This is a genomic window from Imperialibacter sp., from assembly GCF_040222385.1.
GTDB lineage: Bacteria > Bacteroidota > Bacteroidia > Cytophagales > Cyclobacteriaceae > Imperialibacter.
In genome coordinates, this window is sequence record NZ_JAVKDF010000028.1 from 80280 (window position 1) to 99721 (window position 19442).

At 47.3% G+C, this 19442-nt stretch carries 13 protein-coding genes; 5 read left to right on the plus strand and 8 right to left on the minus strand.

The genetic code is table 11. From position 1 onward, the window contains the following. Positions 1 to 16 precede the first annotated feature (16 nt). From RIG68_RS14650 to RIG68_RS14665, 4 genes are read right to left on the minus strand one after another with little or no spacing between them, the layout of a single operon-like run. Complete coding sequence (locus tag RIG68_RS14650) at positions 17 to 2635, minus strand: ABC transporter permease (RefSeq protein ID WP_350123601.1); 2619 nt, start codon at positions 2633 to 2635, stop codon at positions 17 to 19. Next, positions 2635 to 5280: an ABC transporter permease gene (locus RIG68_RS14655; RefSeq protein WP_350123604.1), complete on the minus strand. Its 2646-nt coding sequence runs from the start codon at positions 5278 to 5280 to the stop codon at positions 2635 to 2637. Before RIG68_RS14655 ends, RIG68_RS14650 begins: the two co-directional genes overlap by 1 nt. 39 nt (positions 5281 to 5319) lie before the next feature. Beyond that, positions 5320 to 7905 carry an FtsX-like permease family protein gene (locus RIG68_RS14660; RefSeq protein WP_350123607.1) on the minus strand — a complete coding sequence of 862 codons (2586 nt, stop codon included), beginning with the start codon at positions 7903 to 7905 and terminating at the stop codon, positions 5320 to 5322. Next, entirely contained in the window at positions 7902 to 8243 is a 342-nt protein-coding gene (locus RIG68_RS14665) for a PadR family transcriptional regulator (RefSeq protein ID WP_151998445.1), read from the minus strand. The genes RIG68_RS14660 and RIG68_RS14665 overlap by 4 nt, the downstream gene beginning before the upstream one ends. A 215-nt stretch (positions 8244 to 8458) precedes the next feature. Here RIG68_RS14665 and RIG68_RS14670 point away from each other — a divergent pair, with 215 nt between their 5' ends. Next, on the plus strand, positions 8459 to 10699 hold the full coding sequence (locus RIG68_RS14670) for an ATP-binding protein (RefSeq protein ID WP_350123609.1): 2241 nt from the start codon (positions 8459 to 8461) through the stop codon (positions 10697 to 10699). 88 nt (positions 10700 to 10787) lie between these two features. Here RIG68_RS14670 and RIG68_RS14675 read toward each other — a convergent pair whose 3' ends face one another. Beyond that, positions 10788 to 13445, minus strand: coding sequence for an FtsX-like permease family protein (locus tag RIG68_RS14675; protein WP_350123612.1), 2658 nt, complete (start codon positions 13443 to 13445; stop codon positions 10788 to 10790). Continuing rightward, on the minus strand, positions 13445 to 13768 hold the full coding sequence (locus RIG68_RS14680) for a PadR family transcriptional regulator (protein ID WP_350123615.1): 324 nt from the start codon (positions 13766 to 13768) through the stop codon (positions 13445 to 13447). Before RIG68_RS14680 ends, RIG68_RS14675 begins: the two co-directional genes overlap by 1 nt. Positions 13769 to 14144: 376 nt before the next feature. Between RIG68_RS14680 and leuC the strand changes: the two genes are divergently transcribed. Genes leuC through leuB form a run of 4 tightly spaced genes read left to right on the plus strand, consistent with a single transcriptional unit; the run spans position 14145 to position 18754 of the window. Beyond that, positions 14145 to 15542: a 3-isopropylmalate dehydratase large subunit gene (gene leuC, locus RIG68_RS14685; RefSeq protein ID WP_350123618.1), complete on the plus strand. Its 1398-nt coding sequence runs from the start codon at positions 14145 to 14147 to the stop codon at positions 15540 to 15542. Positions 15543 to 15566: 24 nt separating this feature from the next. Beyond that, positions 15567 to 16160: a 3-isopropylmalate dehydratase small subunit gene (gene leuD / locus RIG68_RS14690; RefSeq protein WP_350123621.1), complete on the plus strand. Its 594-nt coding sequence runs from the start codon at positions 15567 to 15569 to the stop codon at positions 16158 to 16160. Positions 16161 to 16169: 9 nt separating this feature from the next. Further along, entirely contained in the window at positions 16170 to 17684 is a 1515-nt protein-coding gene (locus RIG68_RS14695) for a hydroxymethylglutaryl-CoA lyase-like TIM-barrel protein (protein ID WP_350123624.1), read from the plus strand. Between the two features lie 5 nt (positions 17685 to 17689). Next, positions 17690 to 18754 (plus strand): 3-isopropylmalate dehydrogenase, encoded by a 1065-nt coding sequence (leuB, locus tag RIG68_RS14700; protein WP_151998450.1) that lies wholly within the window; start codon positions 17690 to 17692, stop codon positions 18752 to 18754. A gap of 151 nt (positions 18755 to 18905) precedes the next feature. Here the strand turns inward: leuB and RIG68_RS14705 are convergent, their stop codons facing one another. Both RIG68_RS14705 and RIG68_RS14710 read right to left on the minus strand, forming a co-directional pair. Continuing rightward, positions 18906 to 19139 (minus strand): type II toxin-antitoxin system HicA family toxin, encoded by a 234-nt coding sequence (locus tag RIG68_RS14705; protein WP_350123627.1) that lies wholly within the window; start codon positions 19137 to 19139, stop codon positions 18906 to 18908. Further along, entirely contained in the window at positions 19136 to 19366 is a 231-nt protein-coding gene (locus RIG68_RS14710) for a type II toxin-antitoxin system HicB family antitoxin (protein WP_350077022.1), read from the minus strand. The genes RIG68_RS14705 and RIG68_RS14710 overlap by 4 nt, the downstream gene beginning before the upstream one ends. Positions 19367 to 19442: the final 76 nt, after the last annotated feature.

A 19442-nucleotide genomic window follows, 5' to 3' on the forward strand; every position in this document is an offset into this window, starting at 1 on the left:
ATGGTGTAACATTCATCTACTCGCTTTTCAGGCTTCTGCCAGGATTCACCATCGCCGCCCGGATGGTTTGGTAGCTCACAGTTGCCAGCGTGATGATGAGCGTGCCCGCCAGCGTGACTACGAACACCCACCAGTTGAGCGTGGTATGGTACTCATAGTTATCCAGCCAGCCGGTCAGCAGGTAGTAAGCCATTGGAACAGACACAAGTGATGATATGACCACAAGAGCCGCAAAGTCCCTGGAAAGCAGTTTCCAAAGGTCGAACAATGAAGCGCCCAACACTTTTCTCACGCCAATTTCCTTGGTGCGTTGCTCTGCCACGAATGAGGCCAGCCCAAAAATACCCAAACAGCTGATGAAAATGGCCAAAGATGCGAAGGCGGAGGCCAGCTTGCCAATTCGCTGTTCGTTGCCAAATTTCCTAGCATATGCCTCGTCAACAAACTGATATTCGAACGGTTGAGATGGGTTGAATGTAGTGAAGACGGCTTCGATGGTTGCCATCGCATCGCTGCCACTTACTGTGGGATTGAGCTTAGCGATTGCATAATTGCCGGGGTCATTGTTAATGTAGTACACAGTAGGCGCCACTGGCTCGTAGGGGGAGCTGGCAATGACGTCTTTGACAACACCCACCACCTTTAGCGGATCGCCAAACCATTTCACAGTTTCTCCCACCGGACTTGGCAGACCCATAAATGCGACAGCCGCCTCATTTAAAATCACCGCCGAGCTGTCCGATCCAAAATCTTTTGAGAAGTCCCGTCCCTGTGTTACCTCCCAGCCAATGGTTTGGCCAAAGTCGAAGGAAACACCTACCGTAGGGAAATCGACCGAAAGAGCGGGATCTTTACCAGGCCAGTCGAAGCCGCTGGTGGTTGACCAGGTGCTGGTCATCGGGCTCTCCGATTCAGCCATTTCTACAATGCCCCCCTTGTTTGTAAGCTCTGTTTTGACTGCATCAAAATGCTTATGAATATCGTCGGTCAGGAGGGGTATGGCCACCAGACGGTTTGAATCGTACCCCAGCGGCCTGTTTCTCGCAAATTCGATCTGCTTAAATACGACCAGTGTGCCCACGATCAAAATAAAGGAGATAGAGAATTGAATGACTACCAGTACTTTGCGTGGAACAGTTGCCATACGGCCGGCTTTATAGGTGCCTTTGAGCGCTCTCACGGATTGTATGGACGAGAGGTAGATCGCAGGATAGCTGCCTGCAATAAGACCTGTGAATAAGGTGAAGCCAATGCCAATCATCCAGAAAACGGGGTTGTTCCAGAGGATTGCTATCTGCTTGTCGGCCACTTCGTTGAAAAATGGCAACGACAATTGAACGATGATGACAGAAAGAAGGAAAGACAGGCAGGTGACCAAAACTGACTCGGTGAAGAACTGTGCTATCAGGTGGCTTCGGTGGGAGCCAATTGCTTTGCGAATGCCAATTTCTCTTGCCCTTTTTTCGGATCGGGCGGTGCTCAGGTTCATGAAGTTGATACAGGCCATCAGCAGAACGAAGCCTCCAATGATGCCAAACAGCCATACGTACTTGATCCGGCCACCTACGTTCACTCCGTTTTCAAAGTCAGAGTACAAGTGCCAGTTGCTCATGGGGTCAAGAAAGAGAGCTGGTTGTTTTTTGGCCAATTCTGAATTTACCTTTTTGAGCTTCGCATCTTTTATCTTGGCCGAAATGGCATTTAGGTCTGCATTTTCGGGCAACTCCACGAATACCTGAAAGGCGTTGGGTCGCCACGGATCATTCATCGTTCTGATCCACTCGGTGGCGTCGTAATACAGCTGCCATGGCGCAAAAAAGGAAACGTTTTTGAAGGTAGAGTTGTCCGGCAGGTCTTCGTACACGCCAGTGACGAACACATTCATCCGGTTGTCGAGTTGAAGTTGCTGTCCAACCGGGTCGTTATCTCCAAAATAAGCTTTTGCCAGTGATTGCGAAAGCAGGATGGAAGCAGGGTCTTGCAAGCTGTTTCGGTTGCCGGCAATCATTTTTAGTGTCAGCACCTCGGGTAGGTTCGGTTCAACGAACAGCCCAGTCTTGGTGAGCTTTTTGTCACCTGCTGCGATGATCATTTCCCATTGGCCGGAAGTGAGGATCACTTCTTTAAAATCACTTCCATAACTGTTTCTGAGCTCTTCAGCCAGTGGATAGGGAGCTGTTCTCCAGGTCTGAATTTCTCCGTTGTTGGATACGTTTTGTATTACCTGGGCCACATGGTCGTAGTTTTCGTGGTATTTGTTGTACGACAACTCGTCCCAAATCCACAGGCCAATGAGGATGGCCACTGCCATGCCCCCCGAAAGCCCGGCAGTATTGATAAACGAATGCAGTTTGTTTTTCCGCAGGTGGCGTCCAGCGGTTTTGATGTAATTAATGTACATGTCGATGTTATTTGAGTTTGTTGACTTTAGTCCCTTGACGGCAAATGGCCGCAGGTAATTTATTGCCTGGTACCAGTAGTTGAGCTTCGCCCGGAGCTCCGACTTTCTTTCCGCCGTCGCATAGAACTTTTCCTCCAGGTCGCCCAGCACTTCCTCGGCGAGGTCGTCTCTGACCACTCTGTGGAGCAGCTTTTCAGCCAGACGGGGTGGGCAAGAGTTTGCTGACCGTGGCATTATTCTGACCGTAATTTTTCAACAGGATTCACAAGTGCGGCCCTTAGCGCTTCGAAGCTAATGGTTGCCAGCGCAATGATTATAGCCGTGAAACCCGCTCCGGCAAACAGGTACCATGATAAATCTACCCGATTCTTGACATCACCCAGGAACTCATCCATCAGAAGCCACCCAATGGGAATGGCCAGCAGTACAGCAGTTATTACCAGCTTCATAAAATCAAGCGCCAGCAGTGTGAAAAGACCGGATACGCTCGCACCAAGAATCTTGCGAATGCTCACCTCTTTGCTGCGTCGTTCGGCCATGAAAGCCGACAGAGCAAACAAACCAAGGCAGGCTATAACGATAGACAGTAGGGCGAATATCATGAAGAGCGTTCGGGCACGGGTGAGACTGTCGTACATTTGTTCGAAACGCTGATCCAGAAAAACATACCTGAACGACTGATTGGGTGCGAAACCTTCCCAAACGGTATTGAGTGCCTGAAGTGTCCCGTTCATCTCGGAGGGTTGCACACTTACCGAAAGCACGCCATTGCCTGCACCATATACCATTGCAAGTGGGTCAACGGTTCCTAACACCGATTCGAAATAGAAGTCTTTGACCACCCCGATCACCTTGTATTTCTGGTCAAACATATCGATCAGTTCTGCTCCCACCGGGCTTTCCATGCCCAGCTGCTTAGCCATGCTTTCGTTAACGATGATGTTTTTTTGATCTGAAGCGATGCCGGAGAAAAATTCACCTTCGACCAGGGTCATTCCAAATGTAGCAATATAGTCTTCGTCCACAGTCCACCTGGCCGCTTCGAAACCGTCATCAATCAGCCTTTCTTCGGCCAGCCAGTAGGTGCGGTTGTGAATGGCACTGCCAGCCACCGGCATGAAGTCGCTTAACGTTGCAGACTTCACCTCAGGAAGATTGATCAACTCCTGCTTGAGCGAGGCTTTTTTTGCTGAATCCAGGGTGTTAAGCCCCTGTATATTGATGACCTGGTCTTTGTTGTAGCCCAGCGACTTGTTCATGATCAGCCGAAACTGCTGCTGGGTAACGATAGCGCCAATAATAAGCACCACTGTAACTGCGAACTGAAATACCACCATGCCGCTTCTCATAAATGATCCTTTCTCTCCGGTGGTCATGGTGCCTCTTAGCACAGCAACCGGGCTGAATTTGGAGAGGTAAAGGGCAGGGTAAAGTCCGGAAAGCAAACCGACAATCAGGGCCACGGCTGCAAGTGAAGGCAAAAACCACCAGGAAAGCCACGGCATAGACAGCGACTTGCCCGCAAGGGTGTTAAAGAAGGGTAGGGCCAGGGTGGCCACAATCAGGGCAGCGAGAATCGCCAGTGTGCAGAATACAACCGACTCCGACAGGTACTGAGCAATCAGGTTGGATCGAACCGAACCGACTACCTTTCTGAGCCCGACCTCTTTGGCTCGCTGCACAGACCTGGCAGTGGAGAGGTTGACAAAATTGACGCAGGCCAGTAGCAGAATGATACCTGCTATAATGCCAAAAATCCATACAAGGTCGTAATTGCCGTGGGCAATGTCGTCGCTCACCTCTGCTGTATTCAGGTAAACATCGGCAACTGGTTGCAGGTAGTAGCCATGGTGTTTTTCCATCTCCTCCAGCCCTGTTTTGCCAGCCGTTTTTAGCTGATCCATCACGTAGGTGTTCCTTACATCCAAAAGTTTTTGTTCGACAGCCAGTTTGCTGGATCCAGCATTCAGGCTGGTGTAAAATACGTAGTTGGTGCAGCACCAGCCGCTTGTGCCAGGACCGGCCTTTCTTCCAAAAAGAGTGAGGATGAAATTTGCCTGCAGATGTGAATTGGCGGGAAAATCTTTCATTACGCCGCCAACGGTATAGGTAGTTTCAGGGTCATCGTTGAGTACCAGCTGCTTGCCCACCGGATTTTCGTTGGGGAAATACTTATCAGCCATGGTTCGGGAGATGACCAGGGAGTTGGGCTCATCAAGTGCACGCTCCTTTGAGCCAAACACCATGTCTACTTCAAGGATCCTGAGCAACTCGGGGTCGGCGTAGATAAACCCCTCTTCGTCAATGTTGAACTGTGAGTCAGCGGTTCTTACCAGATTGGATCCGGCGTTGCCCCAGCTCCACTGCACCGTGCGTGCTACGTGTTTCACTTCCGGTACGTTTTCCTCTATTACCGTCTTCAAAGGCCCCTGTAGGTTTGTCCACCGGCCCACCTCACCGCCTTCCGACCACTGATTCGTCAGCCGATAAATCGAATCTTGGTTTTTGTAAAACGAATCGTAGCTGAGCTCGTGCCTAATAAATAGTGCAATGAGCAGGCAGGCAGCTATTCCTACTGCGAAGCCACCGATTTTGATCGATGAAAAAACCTTGTGGCGTGAAATCGACCGCCAGGAAATTTTGATATAATGTTGTAGCATAGCCTTATTATTTGAGTTTTTGAGTCTTGACTTTCTTATAGCAAATGGCCGCAGGTAATTCACCACCTGGTACCAGTAATTCAGCTTCGCCCTCCTGGCCGACCTTTTATCCGCTGTAGCATAGAACTTTTCCTCCAGGTCGCCCAGCACTTCCTCGGAGAGGTCGTGCCGGAGAAGCTTCTCAAGTAATTTAACCGCAAGGCTTGGTGGCAGTGGCATAGCTGTTAGATACTTTTAGTGGAATCATTGTTGCCAGACTTATTCACTCCTCAGGCACTTCGCCGGGTTAATTCTCGCTGCCCGGAATGTCTGCAAGCCCACAGTGAGCCAGGCGACGAGCAGGGCTGCAAGGCCGGCGAAGACAAAATGCCACCAGGTCAGGTCAATTCCGTAGGCAAAGTTCTCGAGCCATTTTCTGGCCATTATGTAGCTTACGGGCAGGGCGATAACGGTAGCTGCCAGTACCATTTTGGTGAAGTCGGCAGTAAGCAAGTACATAACCCTTATGACACTTGAACCAAGCACTTTGCGAATACCGATCTCTTTGATGCGCTTTTCTGTCATAAAAGAGGAGAGGCCAAAAAGGCCTAGACAGGAAATAAGAATAGCTATGCCTGCAAAATAACGTGACAGTATGGCTACTCTTTCTTCAGATGCATACAGCGCCTGATAGTCCTGATCAAGAAACAGCGGAATAAACTGGTACCCTGGATTAAATGATTCGTACAAGGTTTGGATGCCCTTTATCGTTTCCGCCTCGTTTCCGCTTTTAAGTCTGGCCATCACAAAATGTGTCTTGGCAGGCTCCAGCAGAAACATCATCGGCTCTACCGTTTTGTGAAGAGAAAGCATGTTAAAGTCCTTTACTACGCCGATGATTTTTTTATCGCCCGTATAGTGAGTAATGGTTTGGCTAATGGGATTTTCGATGCCCATGGCGGCGATAGCGGTTTCATTAAAGATGACTCCTGTGGAGTCTGCTCCAAACTTTTCCGAAAAAGCGTGGCCCTCTACCATTTCAATGCCCAGCATTTCTATTGTACCAAAGCCTACATTGGTCTCCCAAAACTGTAGCTGGTCTTCCGGGGTTTTACCCGGCCAGTCTACTCCGCCGGTTGAGTTGGCACCTCCAAGCATAAAGCCTGAAACTGCTGCTCCGGTCACTCCAGGAAGGGTTTTAAGCTCATTTACGAAGGCTTCGGAGTTTTCGATGAACTTGCCTTCCCTTTCAAAGTAGATAATGTTTTCACGGTTGAAGCCCAGGTTTTTGTCTTTCACGAACTCCATTTGCTGGTATACCACCACCACCGCTACAATCAAAATAATCGATAGGCTGAACTGCACGACTACCAGAGCTTTTCGGCTCCACACCTCTCCAGCCTTTCTGGACAACTTGCCTTTTAGCACCTCGACAGACTTCAAACCCGAAAGGTACAAAGCAGGGTAGCTACCAGCCAGTAAACCTACCATCACCACCAGACCGATAGCAGCTACGATCAGCTGCCCATCTGGTTTTAGCATCAAATCTTTCTGAGAGATAGAATTGAATTGTGGCAGAAACAACCACACCAGACTGAATGCCACCATCATGGAAAGAAATATCAGGAAAAATGACTCAGTAAAGTATTGACCCATCAGCGACTGTCGGGACGCACCTAATGATTTTTTCACGCCTATCTCTTTGAGGCGATGGGAAGCTTTGGCTGTCGACAGATTGATGAAATTAATGCAAGCGATAAGCAAAACGAAGAGTGCCACCATCGAGAAAAGATGCACGTATTCTATCCGGCCGCCCGCCTGAACGCCGTTTTCGTACTCGCTGTAGAGATATTTGTCGTCATACTTGGCCAAAAAAAGGGAAACACGATCACCTTCCAGCTTTTCTTTGAGGATCGCATCTATTTTGGCAGCCACCTCATCCTGCTCCGTCCCGGACGCCAGCACCAGGGCAATGCGACCGTAGTAGTTATTCCATTGTTTATAGCTCACCAGATCGTCGTGAAAATAATTCCATGACATGATGAAGTCGAATTTTTCAGAAGAGCTTGAAGGGATGTCCTCTAATATGCCTGCAACCTGAACGGTTTTTGCATTGCCCCAGGAATGCCAAACGATTTGCCGACCGATTGCGTCGGTTGTTTTGAATACCCGCTGTGCCAGGGAGCGACTGATGAGGATACCAGATTTGTCCGCCAGGGCTGTTTTTCCATTTCCTTCAGCCAGTTGGTAACTGAAAACATCAAAGAAGTCCTGGCTTGCAAACCTTCCGTTCGCTTTGAAATAAACGTCGCCGACAGACAGGGTGTATTCATGTGGGTCGGTAAAGGCAGTAGTACTCTCTGCTTCGGGTATTGTTGCTTGAATTTCCTCCAGCAGCAGCCCTGGCACACCTTTCCAGGTGGATACCCCGCTGGCGTCGGTGTGGTTAGACATGATCTGGTACAGCCGGTCTCCTTTTTTGTGAAAGTGGTCGGTGGATACTTCGTCGGTTACCCACAGATAGATAAAGAGAACGCAAGTGAGCCCTGTAGACAGCCCGGCAAGGTTGATCAGAAACTGACTTTTGTGTTTCTGGAAGTTTCTAAAAGTGAGAGTGAGATTGTGTTGGAACATGGCCGTATAATTTGAGTTTTTGAGTCTTGACTTTCGTATAGCAAATGGCCGCAGGTAATTCGCCACCTGGTACCAGTAATTCAGCTTCGCCCTCCATACCGATTTCTGTTCCACTGTAGCATAGAACTTCTCCTCCAGATCGCCCAGTACTTCCTCGGCGAGGTCGCTTCTGAGCACTCGTTGGAGCAGCCGTTCTGCTAAAGGGGGCGGTATGTGGGGTCGCTTTTTCAACCAAAGTTTAGCTTACCAGTGGCAAAGGCCGGAAACTGACTCCACAGCGAAACCCTAAAGTCTCTTGAAGTTTCAAGAGCCCGCTGACCGCTGGCGGTGATGGTGTAGATGCGCTTCCTGCGCCCGCCCCGCTCAGCAGTGGCCTGGCCCATTTCTGATTCGAGAAAGCCCTTTTCCTCCAGCCGGTTAAGAGTGGAGTGCACAGCTCCGATGGAGACTTCTCGTTTCGTCTGACTTTCGAACTCTTCTGCTACTTTGAAAGAGTAGGCTTCTTCTCCCAGAATGCCCACAAGTAGTAAAAGAACTTCTTCAAATTCGCCCAATTTTGTTTCCTTCATGGTATATGATACTAGATTGTAGAGCTAATATACGAAGAGAGTTTTTATTTGTTCTACTTTTTAGTAGGAAATAGTTCTTTAAACACGAATTGCAAAAATGGAAATGCCTTTATCGAGATAAACCGCTGTCGAACGGATATTTGGGGGAGCTGATCGAATATCTTGATGATACGGTATATATTTGACTACCTTATGGTGGCAACCTTTAAGTGAGCATGGAAAAGTTAGTTTGGTCAGTGATTTTTATTCTTTGTGTCTTGTTTTCTGTGAAGACGGAGGCACAAATAGCCAGCATCGATAGCCTGGAAGTTGAGTTGAAGTCGGTAAAATCGGATACAGCCCGGCTGAGAGTTTACATCGACCTGATTGAGCTTTACGATAAACTTGCACCCTCCGAGAAGGCCATGCAAAGAGTGCTTGAAGGCCTGGATCTTGCCAAGAGAACTGGCAACGAATTTGCTCAGGCAAAACTCCTGCAATTCCGTGGACAAATTTATAATGAGCTTTACCGGTCAGACTATGATGGTGCGTTGTCATTTTTAGCCCAATCTATTCAGCTACATAGAAAACTCTTAAAAGCCAATCCAGGCAATTTTGCTCAGCAACGGGAAATTGTAAGTATACTTAACAGCACGGGTTACATTTATTGGCAGTGGGGCAAGCTCGTTACAAGCCTTTTTTATTACGACTCCACCATCCAATTAGGAAATAAATTAAGGTTGGTCGACTCAACTGACTTCCGGACCAACAGGCTTCTCGGTATTGCACTGAATAGCAAGGGGGCCGTGTTGTGGGGGTTGGGTAATTATAGTGAAGCCATTGAAAGCTATATAGATGCGACCGCCTATTTCGAACAGTTGGGCATGACCAAGTTCCTAAGCCTGGCGATGTCCAACATAGGGCTCATCTACGAGTCGTGGGGACAAAAAGAGGACGCTCTTTTTTATTTTAAAAGGGCCGTGACCCTCGCCAGGGAAGCAGAGGATCAGTCGGCTACCGGGTATGCGCTCAACAATATGGGCAGCTTCATGCGTTCGGCGGCACAGTACGATTCTGCACTATATTATTTTCAGTTGTCGCTGGAGGAATACGCTGAGGACAATATAGGGGGAATCTGGCTGAACTTAAATGGTTTTGGAAAGACATATGCCAAAATGAAAGCTTACGATAAAAGCCTCGATTACTTTTTCAAAGCTTTGCAATTGGCCGAGGAAACCAATTCTGATTACAGGCGTGCGCTGGCTAAGGAAAGCATCTCGGCGACCATGGCAGATAAGGGAGACTACAAGAATGCACTTCAGTATGCCAATGAAAGTAATGCCATCGCAGAAAAGTATGGATACAAGGAAATAGTAAAGGACAACTACCTCAATATATCCAGGGTGTATTCACTCCAAAATAACTATCAAAAGGCATACGAAACCTACCAGCGATATTCCGAGGTCAAAGATTCATTGTTTTCTGATGAAAAGTTTCGGCAGATCACACTCATGAAGGAACAGTTTGAAGCGGAAAAGAAAGAAAACGAAAACGAGTTGCTCAGGAGAGATAGCCTGCTTCGGGACCAGGATCTGCAGCGAGCCCGCCTTGAGCAATATGGGTTGATTATTTTGCTAATCGCCATGTTGACTTTCGGAGGGTATTTTGTGGTGACCAACAGGAAAATCAAAGGTATTAACAAAGTGCTCACGGGAAAAAATCTGGAGATAACCCGACAAAAGGAGGAGCTGGCGTCGCAGGCAGAGGCACTCAAAAAATCAAACGAGATAAAAAACCTCATGTTTTCCATTGTTTCTCACGACTTGAGAGGACCTATTGTTAACCTGGGTGGCTTGGTGGGATTAATTAGCAACGAGTCAATGTCGAAAGAGGAGTTTCAGAAGCTACTTCCGACGGTCTTAACAAATATTGGCAGCCTCACCAACCTGACGGACAATTTGCTCTACTGGGCAAGAAGCCAGATGGAAGGGATAAAGGCAGTGCCCCAGGAGTTTGATCTCAAGGAACATTTGGGGCCGAAAATGCAGCTGTATGAAAGAGCAGCGTTTGAGAAGGGAGTTATTTGCATTGATAACCTGGAGCCCGCCACGGTGGTATACGCTGACCCGTATATGGTTGAGCTGGTGGTTCGTAACCTGATAAGCAATGCCATTAAATTTTGCAACGCAGGCGACACCATCACCACTTCCTCAAAAGAAGCAAATGGCTTTGTCGAAATAACTGTTCAGGACACAGGGCAGGGCATACCACCCGAATACATGGAGCGCATCTTCAACGACATTCAGTTCACAACACTTGGCACCAAAAACGAGAAAGGAGTTGGTCTTGGGCTGATGATGTGCAAGCATTTTGTGGAGGTGATTGGTGGCAGGATTTGGGTGGAAAGCATCTTCAAAAAAGGAAGCAGCTTTCATTTTACAATTCCACTATTGTCATCAGAAACAAGTTTTATTTAGACAGCAAAGCCTGAAAGTCGCCCACACAGCTTTCTAGCAGGCAATCTTTGCCGAAATATGTACTCTTTATGGAGTAGTAGTTTAGACTCTATTCTGACCGCAACTTATCTGATGGGTTCAAGCTGGCTCCTTTATAGGCTTGATATCCCACAGTCAGAATGGTCATCGCTATCGTTACTACTGCTACCACCAGGAAAATGTCGACACCGACCTTTGTCCTGTATGCAAAATTGTCTAGCCAGCCGGAGGCGAAGTTGTATGCAATAGGAAGAGCAATAGCAAGACTAATGATAGCAAGTACAAAGTACTTTTGCACAAGTAGAAGAAATATGCTCCTAGTGTTGGCTCCAAGCACCTTTCTGATACCAATCTCTTTTCCCCGGCTCACTATGCTGAAGTTTACTAACCCAAACAAGCCAATAGCAGCGGTGAAAATGGCCAATATGGTAAAAATGGTAAACATTTGACTGGTTCGCTGCTCCGACTCATAAAACTGTTGAAATGTCTTGTCAACAAAGTCGAATTCGAAAAGCCTATTGGCCTCCAGGCTTTTATATTGTTCCTCGAGAAAGGCGATCGTGCTACTCAAATCCCCATCACCAATCTTCAACACGAGAAATTGAAAAACTCGCCGATCAATTTGTAAAACAGCACTTTCCACGGCGCTGTGGAGGCTTTTGTAGTTGAAATCCTCTACAACACCAATTACTCTTCCTTTTTTCAAGGTGTCAGCTTCATTCCACATGCCCCAATGCAGTGGCCGGCCTATCGCCTCTTCTGGTGAGCCAAATCCAAAGTTCCTGACAGCCGTTTCGTTAATTATAAATGATTGAAGTTCATCTGAACGGGTGTCGCTGGAGAAATTGCGCCCTGCCACAAGTCGCATATCCATTGTAGGCAAGTAGTCTTCGTCAATCATAAAGGCGCCGATTGTCTGCTCTTTATTGTCGAGATCAGGAACGGTAATGCGGTCTCCTGCGACCATACCACCAGGCACACCGTAACAGGCAGTGACTCGTTCAATATTGGAGTGATCAGAAAAGACTTTCTTTACTTGTTCAATATTGCTTTTCATATTGCTAGTGAGGGGAATAACCAGAAGATTTTCCTTGTTAAAGCCCATGTCGGTGTTCTGCAGGTAGCTGTATTGCCTTTGCATGATTAAAGATACCAGCACCAACCCAATCGACAGCACATACTGTAGCCCTACCATTGCTTGTTTTAAGTCTATCTTGCCGCCGTTCCTTTTGTTGCCAAACGTCGGGCTGCCGTGCATTACGTCCAGCGGTTGAAAAGATGTAAGCAGCAAAGCGGGATACACGCCGGAGACTATTCCGAGCAATGAAACGAATAGTGCAAAAACCCCTAGATTAAGCGGGTTGAATACTTCCGTTATTGTATACTGTTTGTCGGCCAGCTGATTGAACCATGGCAGCAGTAGCACGACCAGTGCAAGACTAAGGAAGCCAGCCAGTATGGTATACAAAAGCGATTCAATGGCATACTGCGTTATCAGTTGGGCACGATTGGCACCGATAAATTTTCGTACAACAACTTCCTTAGCTCTTTTTAGGGCTTGGGCAGACGTAAGATTTACAAAATTCAGACTGGCGATAAGGAGTATGATAAAGGCCGAAATTGAAAGAAAGGCAACAGACTGGTAGCTGCCAAGCTCAGCCACCTCCCAGTCCATGGTTCCGGAGTGCAGGTGAATGTCGCCAATATTTTGGAAAGCAGGCTCATAATAGAAGCCGATAGGTTGGGTGATTGGCCAGGCAGTTTCCTCCGTAAAAGAGCGTATATTTGCCGCAAACTCGCTGATGTTCGTCCCAGGCGTCAACTCGAAATAGGTATAGAACTGCTGCCATCTCCAGCTATTCATCCGCTCTTCACCTGCCTCTCTCTTTATATACTCGAATGATCGAAAATAGCCTGGTTTGATATGTGCCTGTCTCGGGATATCTTCAAATACGCCGCCTACCTTCAAAGTAGTTTCGTTGCCGATAGTTACAGTCTGTTCATCAAAAGGACTATCTCCAAAAAAACGTCGGAAAGTTGACTCTGAGAGTAAAATGCTATGGATGTCCCGGAGGCTTTCCAGGTTGCCGGATTTCATCCGGATATCCAATATTTCAAGCGCTTCCTTTTCTGCAAAAAAACCATTTTCTTCTGCAAACATGCTTTCATCTACCTGGAAGGTGGTGCCACCGTAGTCGAAGAAAATGCGCCCAGCTTTCTCAACCTGCGGAAAATTGCTCTTAAACTCTGGTGCAAACATCGGGGGAACAAGCGCCATGTTCTTAATGCTTCCGCTGCTGTTGTGGTAAATATTGTAGGCACGATACTTATTCTCCAGGTCGCCAATGTGTTTGTCATATTTCAACTCGTCCACAACGAATAGCGAAATGTAAATAACGCTGCTAATTCCGAGCGTTAAACCCATCAGATTGATAAGAGAAAACCCTTTCCGTTTCCAACCCATCCGAGCGGCGGTGAGTAGATAATTTTTGTACATGTCCATTGCATTCAGTTTTGAGTTGAATTTCATCGGTTTGGCAACTGTTGACCTTAATAATGTAATGATGTCCTTGATGTAGATTATTTTCGCTTTTCTCAGTCCCACCAATTCAACATTCCTGTCAAACATTTCGTAGAGATCTCCCTCCAAACCTTCAAGGTGAGCATTATGGCAAAACCAATGGAAAAACCTTTCCGCTAAGCGTGGTGGATTATGCTGACTTGACACTAGAGTGAGATATTCGGAATCAAGTGGATCATTTCAGTGCGGATTTCATAGGCCAGCTTGGTCGCCTCAAGCCCCGATGCAGTTAGGGTGTAAAACCTCTTTCTTCTCCCACGCCGATCTTCAGTTGCTCCTTCGTAGGCAGATTTCAGAAAACCTTTTTCCTCCAGTCGTGTAAGGGCGCTGTGCAAGGCTCCGATACTTGGAGTGCGACCTGTTCTTTTTTCCAACTCATCCTTTATGGTAACACCATAGGCCTCATGCTGAAGTATTCCCACCGTAAGCATGACCAATTCCTCAAATTCACCAAGATTGGTTCCTTTCATTTTGTTTTATGTTTCCTAAATGTAGATCATTGAGTTAATAATTCCTAATTGTAGATTAGATTTTGGGCAACTCGATTGTATTGCTGATGGTAGGCACTGACTTTGAGTACGGCAACGTTAGCAGGAAGATTGCTTGGGAGTGCTAGGAGGAGGTATGGAAATGCAATGATTCATGCATGATCGGGAATAGAAGTGATGAAGCCGTTTTGTGCAATCAGCCTGATTTACCATTTTTTTGAGACCGAAGAGCATATTGTCTCACCACTTTAAAAGCATTTTCCAATTCTATTCCTTAATTTTGCACCCTCTTTTGAATTAGTAATTGCGCTTTTTCAGAATTATTATCGCAAGACAACACTTAAAGACAGAATAAAAAATGGGAAGCACGCTGTTTGATAAAATTTGGGATGCCCATGTAGTAAAGGAGATCAAGGACGGCCCGAGCGTTTTGTATATTGACAAACACCTCATTCACGAGGTTACGAGCCCTCAGGCCTTTGGAGGCATCGAAAAGAGAGGGGTGCCAGTGTTTAGGCCGGAAAGAACAGTAGCTACGCCAGATCACAATATCCCGACAATTGATCAGCATCTGACCATCAAAGACCAGCTCTCGAAGTTTCAGGTAGACAAGCTGACTGAGAACTGCGAAAGGCACGGCATTACGCTATACGGCATCAACCACCCTTTTCAGGGCATTGTGCACGTGGTGGGGCCTCAAATGGGCATTACGCAGCCGGGCATGACCATCGTTTGTGGTGACAGCCATACTTCTACCCACGGTGCATTTGGTAGCATTGCCTTCGGTATTGGTACCAGCGAAGTGGAAATGGTGCTGGCTACGCAGTGTATCATGCAGCCGAAACCTAAGAAAATGAGGATTACTGTCAATGGCGACCTGCACAAGTCAGTAACTGCCAAAGACCTTATCCTATACATCATTTCCAAGATTTCTGCATCAGGTGGCACAGGCTACTTTGTAGAGTATGCAGGCTCAGCATTTACCAGTCTTTCTATGGAAGGCCGGATGACCGTTTGCAACATGAGCATCGAAATGGGTGCCCGTGGTGGTTTGATTGCTCCTGATGAAAAGACATTTGAATACATCAAAGGCAGAGAGTTTGCGCCAAAAGGTGCTGACTGGGACAAGGCTGTTGCTAAATGGAAGCAGCTGCGCACTGATGCCGATGCCAAATTCGATAAGGAGTTGACGTACGATGCTTCTGACATCGAGCCGATGATCACCTACGGAACCAATCCAGGTATGGGTGCCAAAATCAAGTCGCACATTCCGAAGCTGGACGAGATGCCAGCCAGCGAGCGGTTGTCGTTCGAGAAGTCGATGAAGTACATGGGTTTCAATGCCGGCGATGAACTGCAAGGCAAGCCGATCGACTATGTGTTTGTAGGTAGCTGTACCAATGGCCGCATCGAAGACCTAAGGGCTGTTGCAGAATTTGTGAAAGGCAAAAAGAAGGCTGACAACATTACTGCCTGGATTGTGCCGGGTTCTAAAATGGTGGAAAAAATGGCCATTGAAGAAGGCATAGTGGCAACACTGGAGGCTGCCGGCTTCAAAATGCGTCAACCTGGCTGTTCGGCATGTTTGGCAATGAATGATGATAAAATTCCATCTGGCAAATACGCCGTATCTACTTCAAACAGAAACTTCGAAGGAAGGCAGGGCCCGGGCTCAAGAACCTTGCTGGCCAGCCCGCTAACGGCAGCAGCAGTGGCAGTTACCGGTCACTTAGTCGACCCCAGAGAAGTAATGTAATTCACCCTTATTAAGAACACTATCATGGCAAAAGATAAATTTCATACCCTCGTTAGTTCTGCTGTTCCCGTTGACATCGAAAACGTAGATACTGACCAGATTATCCCGGCAAGATTTTTGAAAGCGACTACCAGAGAAGGCTTCGGTGAGAACCTGTTTCGTGACTGGCGCTACGACAAAGACAATCAGCCCATTGCTGACTTTGTGTTGAACAATCCTAAGTACAGTGGTGAGATACTGGTGGGCGGTAAAAACTTCGGATCAGGATCGAGCCGGGAGCATGCTGCCTGGGCGATTTACGACGGCGGTTTCAAAGTAGTTGTTTCCAGCTTCTTTGCTGATATTTTTAAGGGCAACGCACTCAACACAGGCTTGCTGCCTATCACAGTAAGCGAAGGCTTTTTGGTGAAAATATTTGATGCGATAGAGAAAGACCCAAAAACGAAATTCGAAGCCAATTTGCTCGAGCAAACTTTCACCATCGTTGCTACTGGTGAGAAAGAAAGTTTCGAAATCAACACTTACAAAAAAGAGTGCATGATCAACGGCTTCGATGACATCGACTACCTGTTGAACATCAAAAAAGATATTGAAGCATTCGAGTCTTCAAGGGCTTAAGCCAATTCCATGAAGGTTGAAATAATGGATACGACCCTCAGAGATGGGGAGCAGACTTCTGGTGTCTCTTTTACCGACAGTGAAAAGCTGACGATAGCGCAGCTATTGCTGGAGGAGCTGAACATCGACCGGATTGAGGTGGCGTCGGCTCGTGTATCTGAGGGAGAACTGAAGGGGGCAACGAAAATACTAGGCTGGGCAGGCCAAAATGGCTTTCTCGACCGGGTGGAAGTACTTGGCTTTGTCGACAAAAACATTTCTGTCGATTGGATCAAAAACTCGGGAGGCAAAGTGCTCAATCTGCTGTGCAAAGGCTCCCGCAAGCATTGCGAAGGGCAACTGAAAAAGACGGTAGACCAGCACTTGACAGACATAGCTGAAACAGTTGACTACGCTCACAAGCAGGGGCTCATTATCAATGTGTACCTCGAAGATTGGTCGAACGGCATGCGCACCTCGCCCGACTATGTAGATACCATGATTGAGGGGCTACTGAAGATGCCGATCAAAAGAATCATGCTGCCGGATACACTTGGCATATTGAACCACAAAGAGTCGTATGACTTCTGCAAGGCCATGACCACGAAATTTCCTCAGGCTCACTTCGACTTTCATGCCCACAACGATTATGACCTGAGTACGGCCAACGTGTATGCGGCACTTGAGGCGGGTATTTACGGCGTGCACACTACATTAAATGGTCTGGGCGAAAGGGCGGGCAACGTGGCGCTGTCCAGCGTGATTGGCATTGTGAAAGACCACCTTCACCTCGACATGCAGGTAGATGAAACCAAGCTTTACAAGGTCTGTAAGATTGTGGAGTCTTTCTCCGGCGTTCGAATTCCTGGCAACAAGCCATTGATCGGTGAGTTTGTGTTCACTCAAACCAGCGGCATTCATGCTGACGGCGACAGCAAGGACAACCTGTATCACAACAGCCTGAGTCCGGACCGTTTCGGTAGGAGCTACTCTTATGCGCTGGGCAAGATGTCGGGCAAGGCAAACATTAAGAAGAACCTTGAAGAGCTGGGCATAGAGCTAAGCAAAGAGGATACCAAGAAGATTACTGAAAGAATTATTGAATTAGGGGATAAAAAGGAGACGATTACAAAAGAGGATCTTCCCTTTATTATCAACGACGTGCTTCGTAGCGAAAAGATCGAGCAGCATGTCATCATCAAGAATTACTCACTGTCGGTCGCTCAGGGGCTGAAGTCCATGGCCACGCTTTCCATCCAGATTGGTGGTAAGACATACGAGAAAACCGCCGCAGGCGACGGGCAGTACGATGCGTTCATGAACTCGCTGACGGCCATTTACGACGACTTTGGGCGCAAGTTGCCCAAGCTGATAGACTACGAGGTGCAGATTCCTCCGGGAGGTGAAACCGATGCTTTGGTAATCACTTCCATTACGTGGGAGAACGGCAAGAAATTCAAAACCAGGGGATTAGACCCTGACCAGACCGTGGCGGCCATTAAGGCGACCATTAAGATGTTGAACATTATTGAAAATCATAAATAAGGAGCATGCAGTATAAAATAGCCACCCTTCCCGGAGACGGAATAGGCCCTGAAATCGTAGACCAGGCCATCAAAGTATTGAAAGCCATAGGTGAAAAATACGGACATAGTTTTGACTTTCAGTTTGCTCTGACCGGTGCAGCTGCCATCGACAAAGTAGGCGAGCCTTATCCGGATGCCACGCATGAGATTTGTATGGCAGCAGATGCCGTGCTTTTCGGTGCTATCGGCGACCCTAAGTATGACAACGACCCGAAAGCAAAAGTAAGACCTGAGCAGGGCTTGCTAGGCATGAGAAAGAAGCTGGGCTTGTACGCTAACATCCGTCCGGTAGCCACATTCCCCTCTCTGATTGATAAGAGCCCGTTGAAAAACGACAGGGTAGAAGGTGCCGATTTTGTGGTCGTTCGTGAGCTAACAGGTGGCATCTACTTCGGTCAGCCAAGAGGCAGAACTGAAGACCAGAAGACCGCTTTTGATACCTGCGTGTATTCAGTTGATGAAATCGAGAGAATATTGAAACTGGCGTTTGAGTACGCTGGTAAAAGAAACAAAAGACTGACAGTTGTCGACAAAGCCAATGTGCTGGCCAGCTCCCGTTTGTGGAGAGAAGTGTCGCAGCGCATGGAGAAAGACTATCCGGAAATCACGGTGGACTATATGTTCGTGGATAATGCTGCCATGCAGCTGATCCAGTGGCCAAAGAAATTCGATGTGATGGTGACGGAAAACATGTTCGGCGACATCCTTTCTGATGAAGCCAGTGTGATCACAGGCTCCCTTGGCTTGTTGCCTTCAGCATCTGTTGGGTTGCATACGTCCGTGTTTGAGCCTATCCACGGTTCATACCCTCAGGCAGCTGGTAAGAACATTGCCAACCCTGTAGCGACCATTCTTTCAGCCGCCATGTTGCTGGAATCCTTCAACCTCTTGGATGAAGCCAAGAAGATAAAAGACGCTGTAAACGCTTCGCTTGATGCCAATTTCGTTACCGAAGACATCAGCAAAGAAGCTTCCAAATCTACTTCTGAAGTGGGCGATTGGGTGGCTGATTGGGTGAAGAAGAATTGATATTTTCTCGCAAATCCCTGTGAGGGGAAATTACAAAGGCGCAAAGGGATACTGTTCTCTTTGCGCTTTTTTGTTTTGGATATACCATTTTGAAGGATGTCCAACTACCCATTTTAGCGAGGTAGACAAAATTCAAAAGACAACGACATAATTAAAGTTTACCCAACAACTCAATAAATTCCTCAGGTGTAAGGTCAATTTGTCTCAATATTGCTCTTGTCAAAGACCGGCTGATGTCTGTACCCTTGTGGTGTGGGAGTGTTGTATATCTTCCATCCGGGTGCCGGTAAAAAACATGGCTTCCTTTTTGTCTTTTTATCTCAAAGCCGAGCGACAAAAGTAGTAGTTCAAATGTCTTTGAATTGATAATAGGGAGCTTGTTCACACCGAAACCGATATTTGCTGGAAGCCAATAAATTCAGACAAATTGCCGAGTTCCTCCGGGCTTAACTCTTCCAGGCAAAGCTCCACTACCTCTTTCAAGTTGGTCTGCAGCTCGTCGAGTGTGCTCGCCTGTGTATGTGCACCGGGTAGGTTAGGGATCATGCCTATGTAAAGCCCGGTTTCTTTGTCTTTCTCAATTTGCGCAGTGAACTGATAGCTTGTTTTCATGAATAGACATCTTATGACTATAAAGATAATGATAACAATTTTAGTTTCAGCATAGGAAACGAGCTCTCACTACATC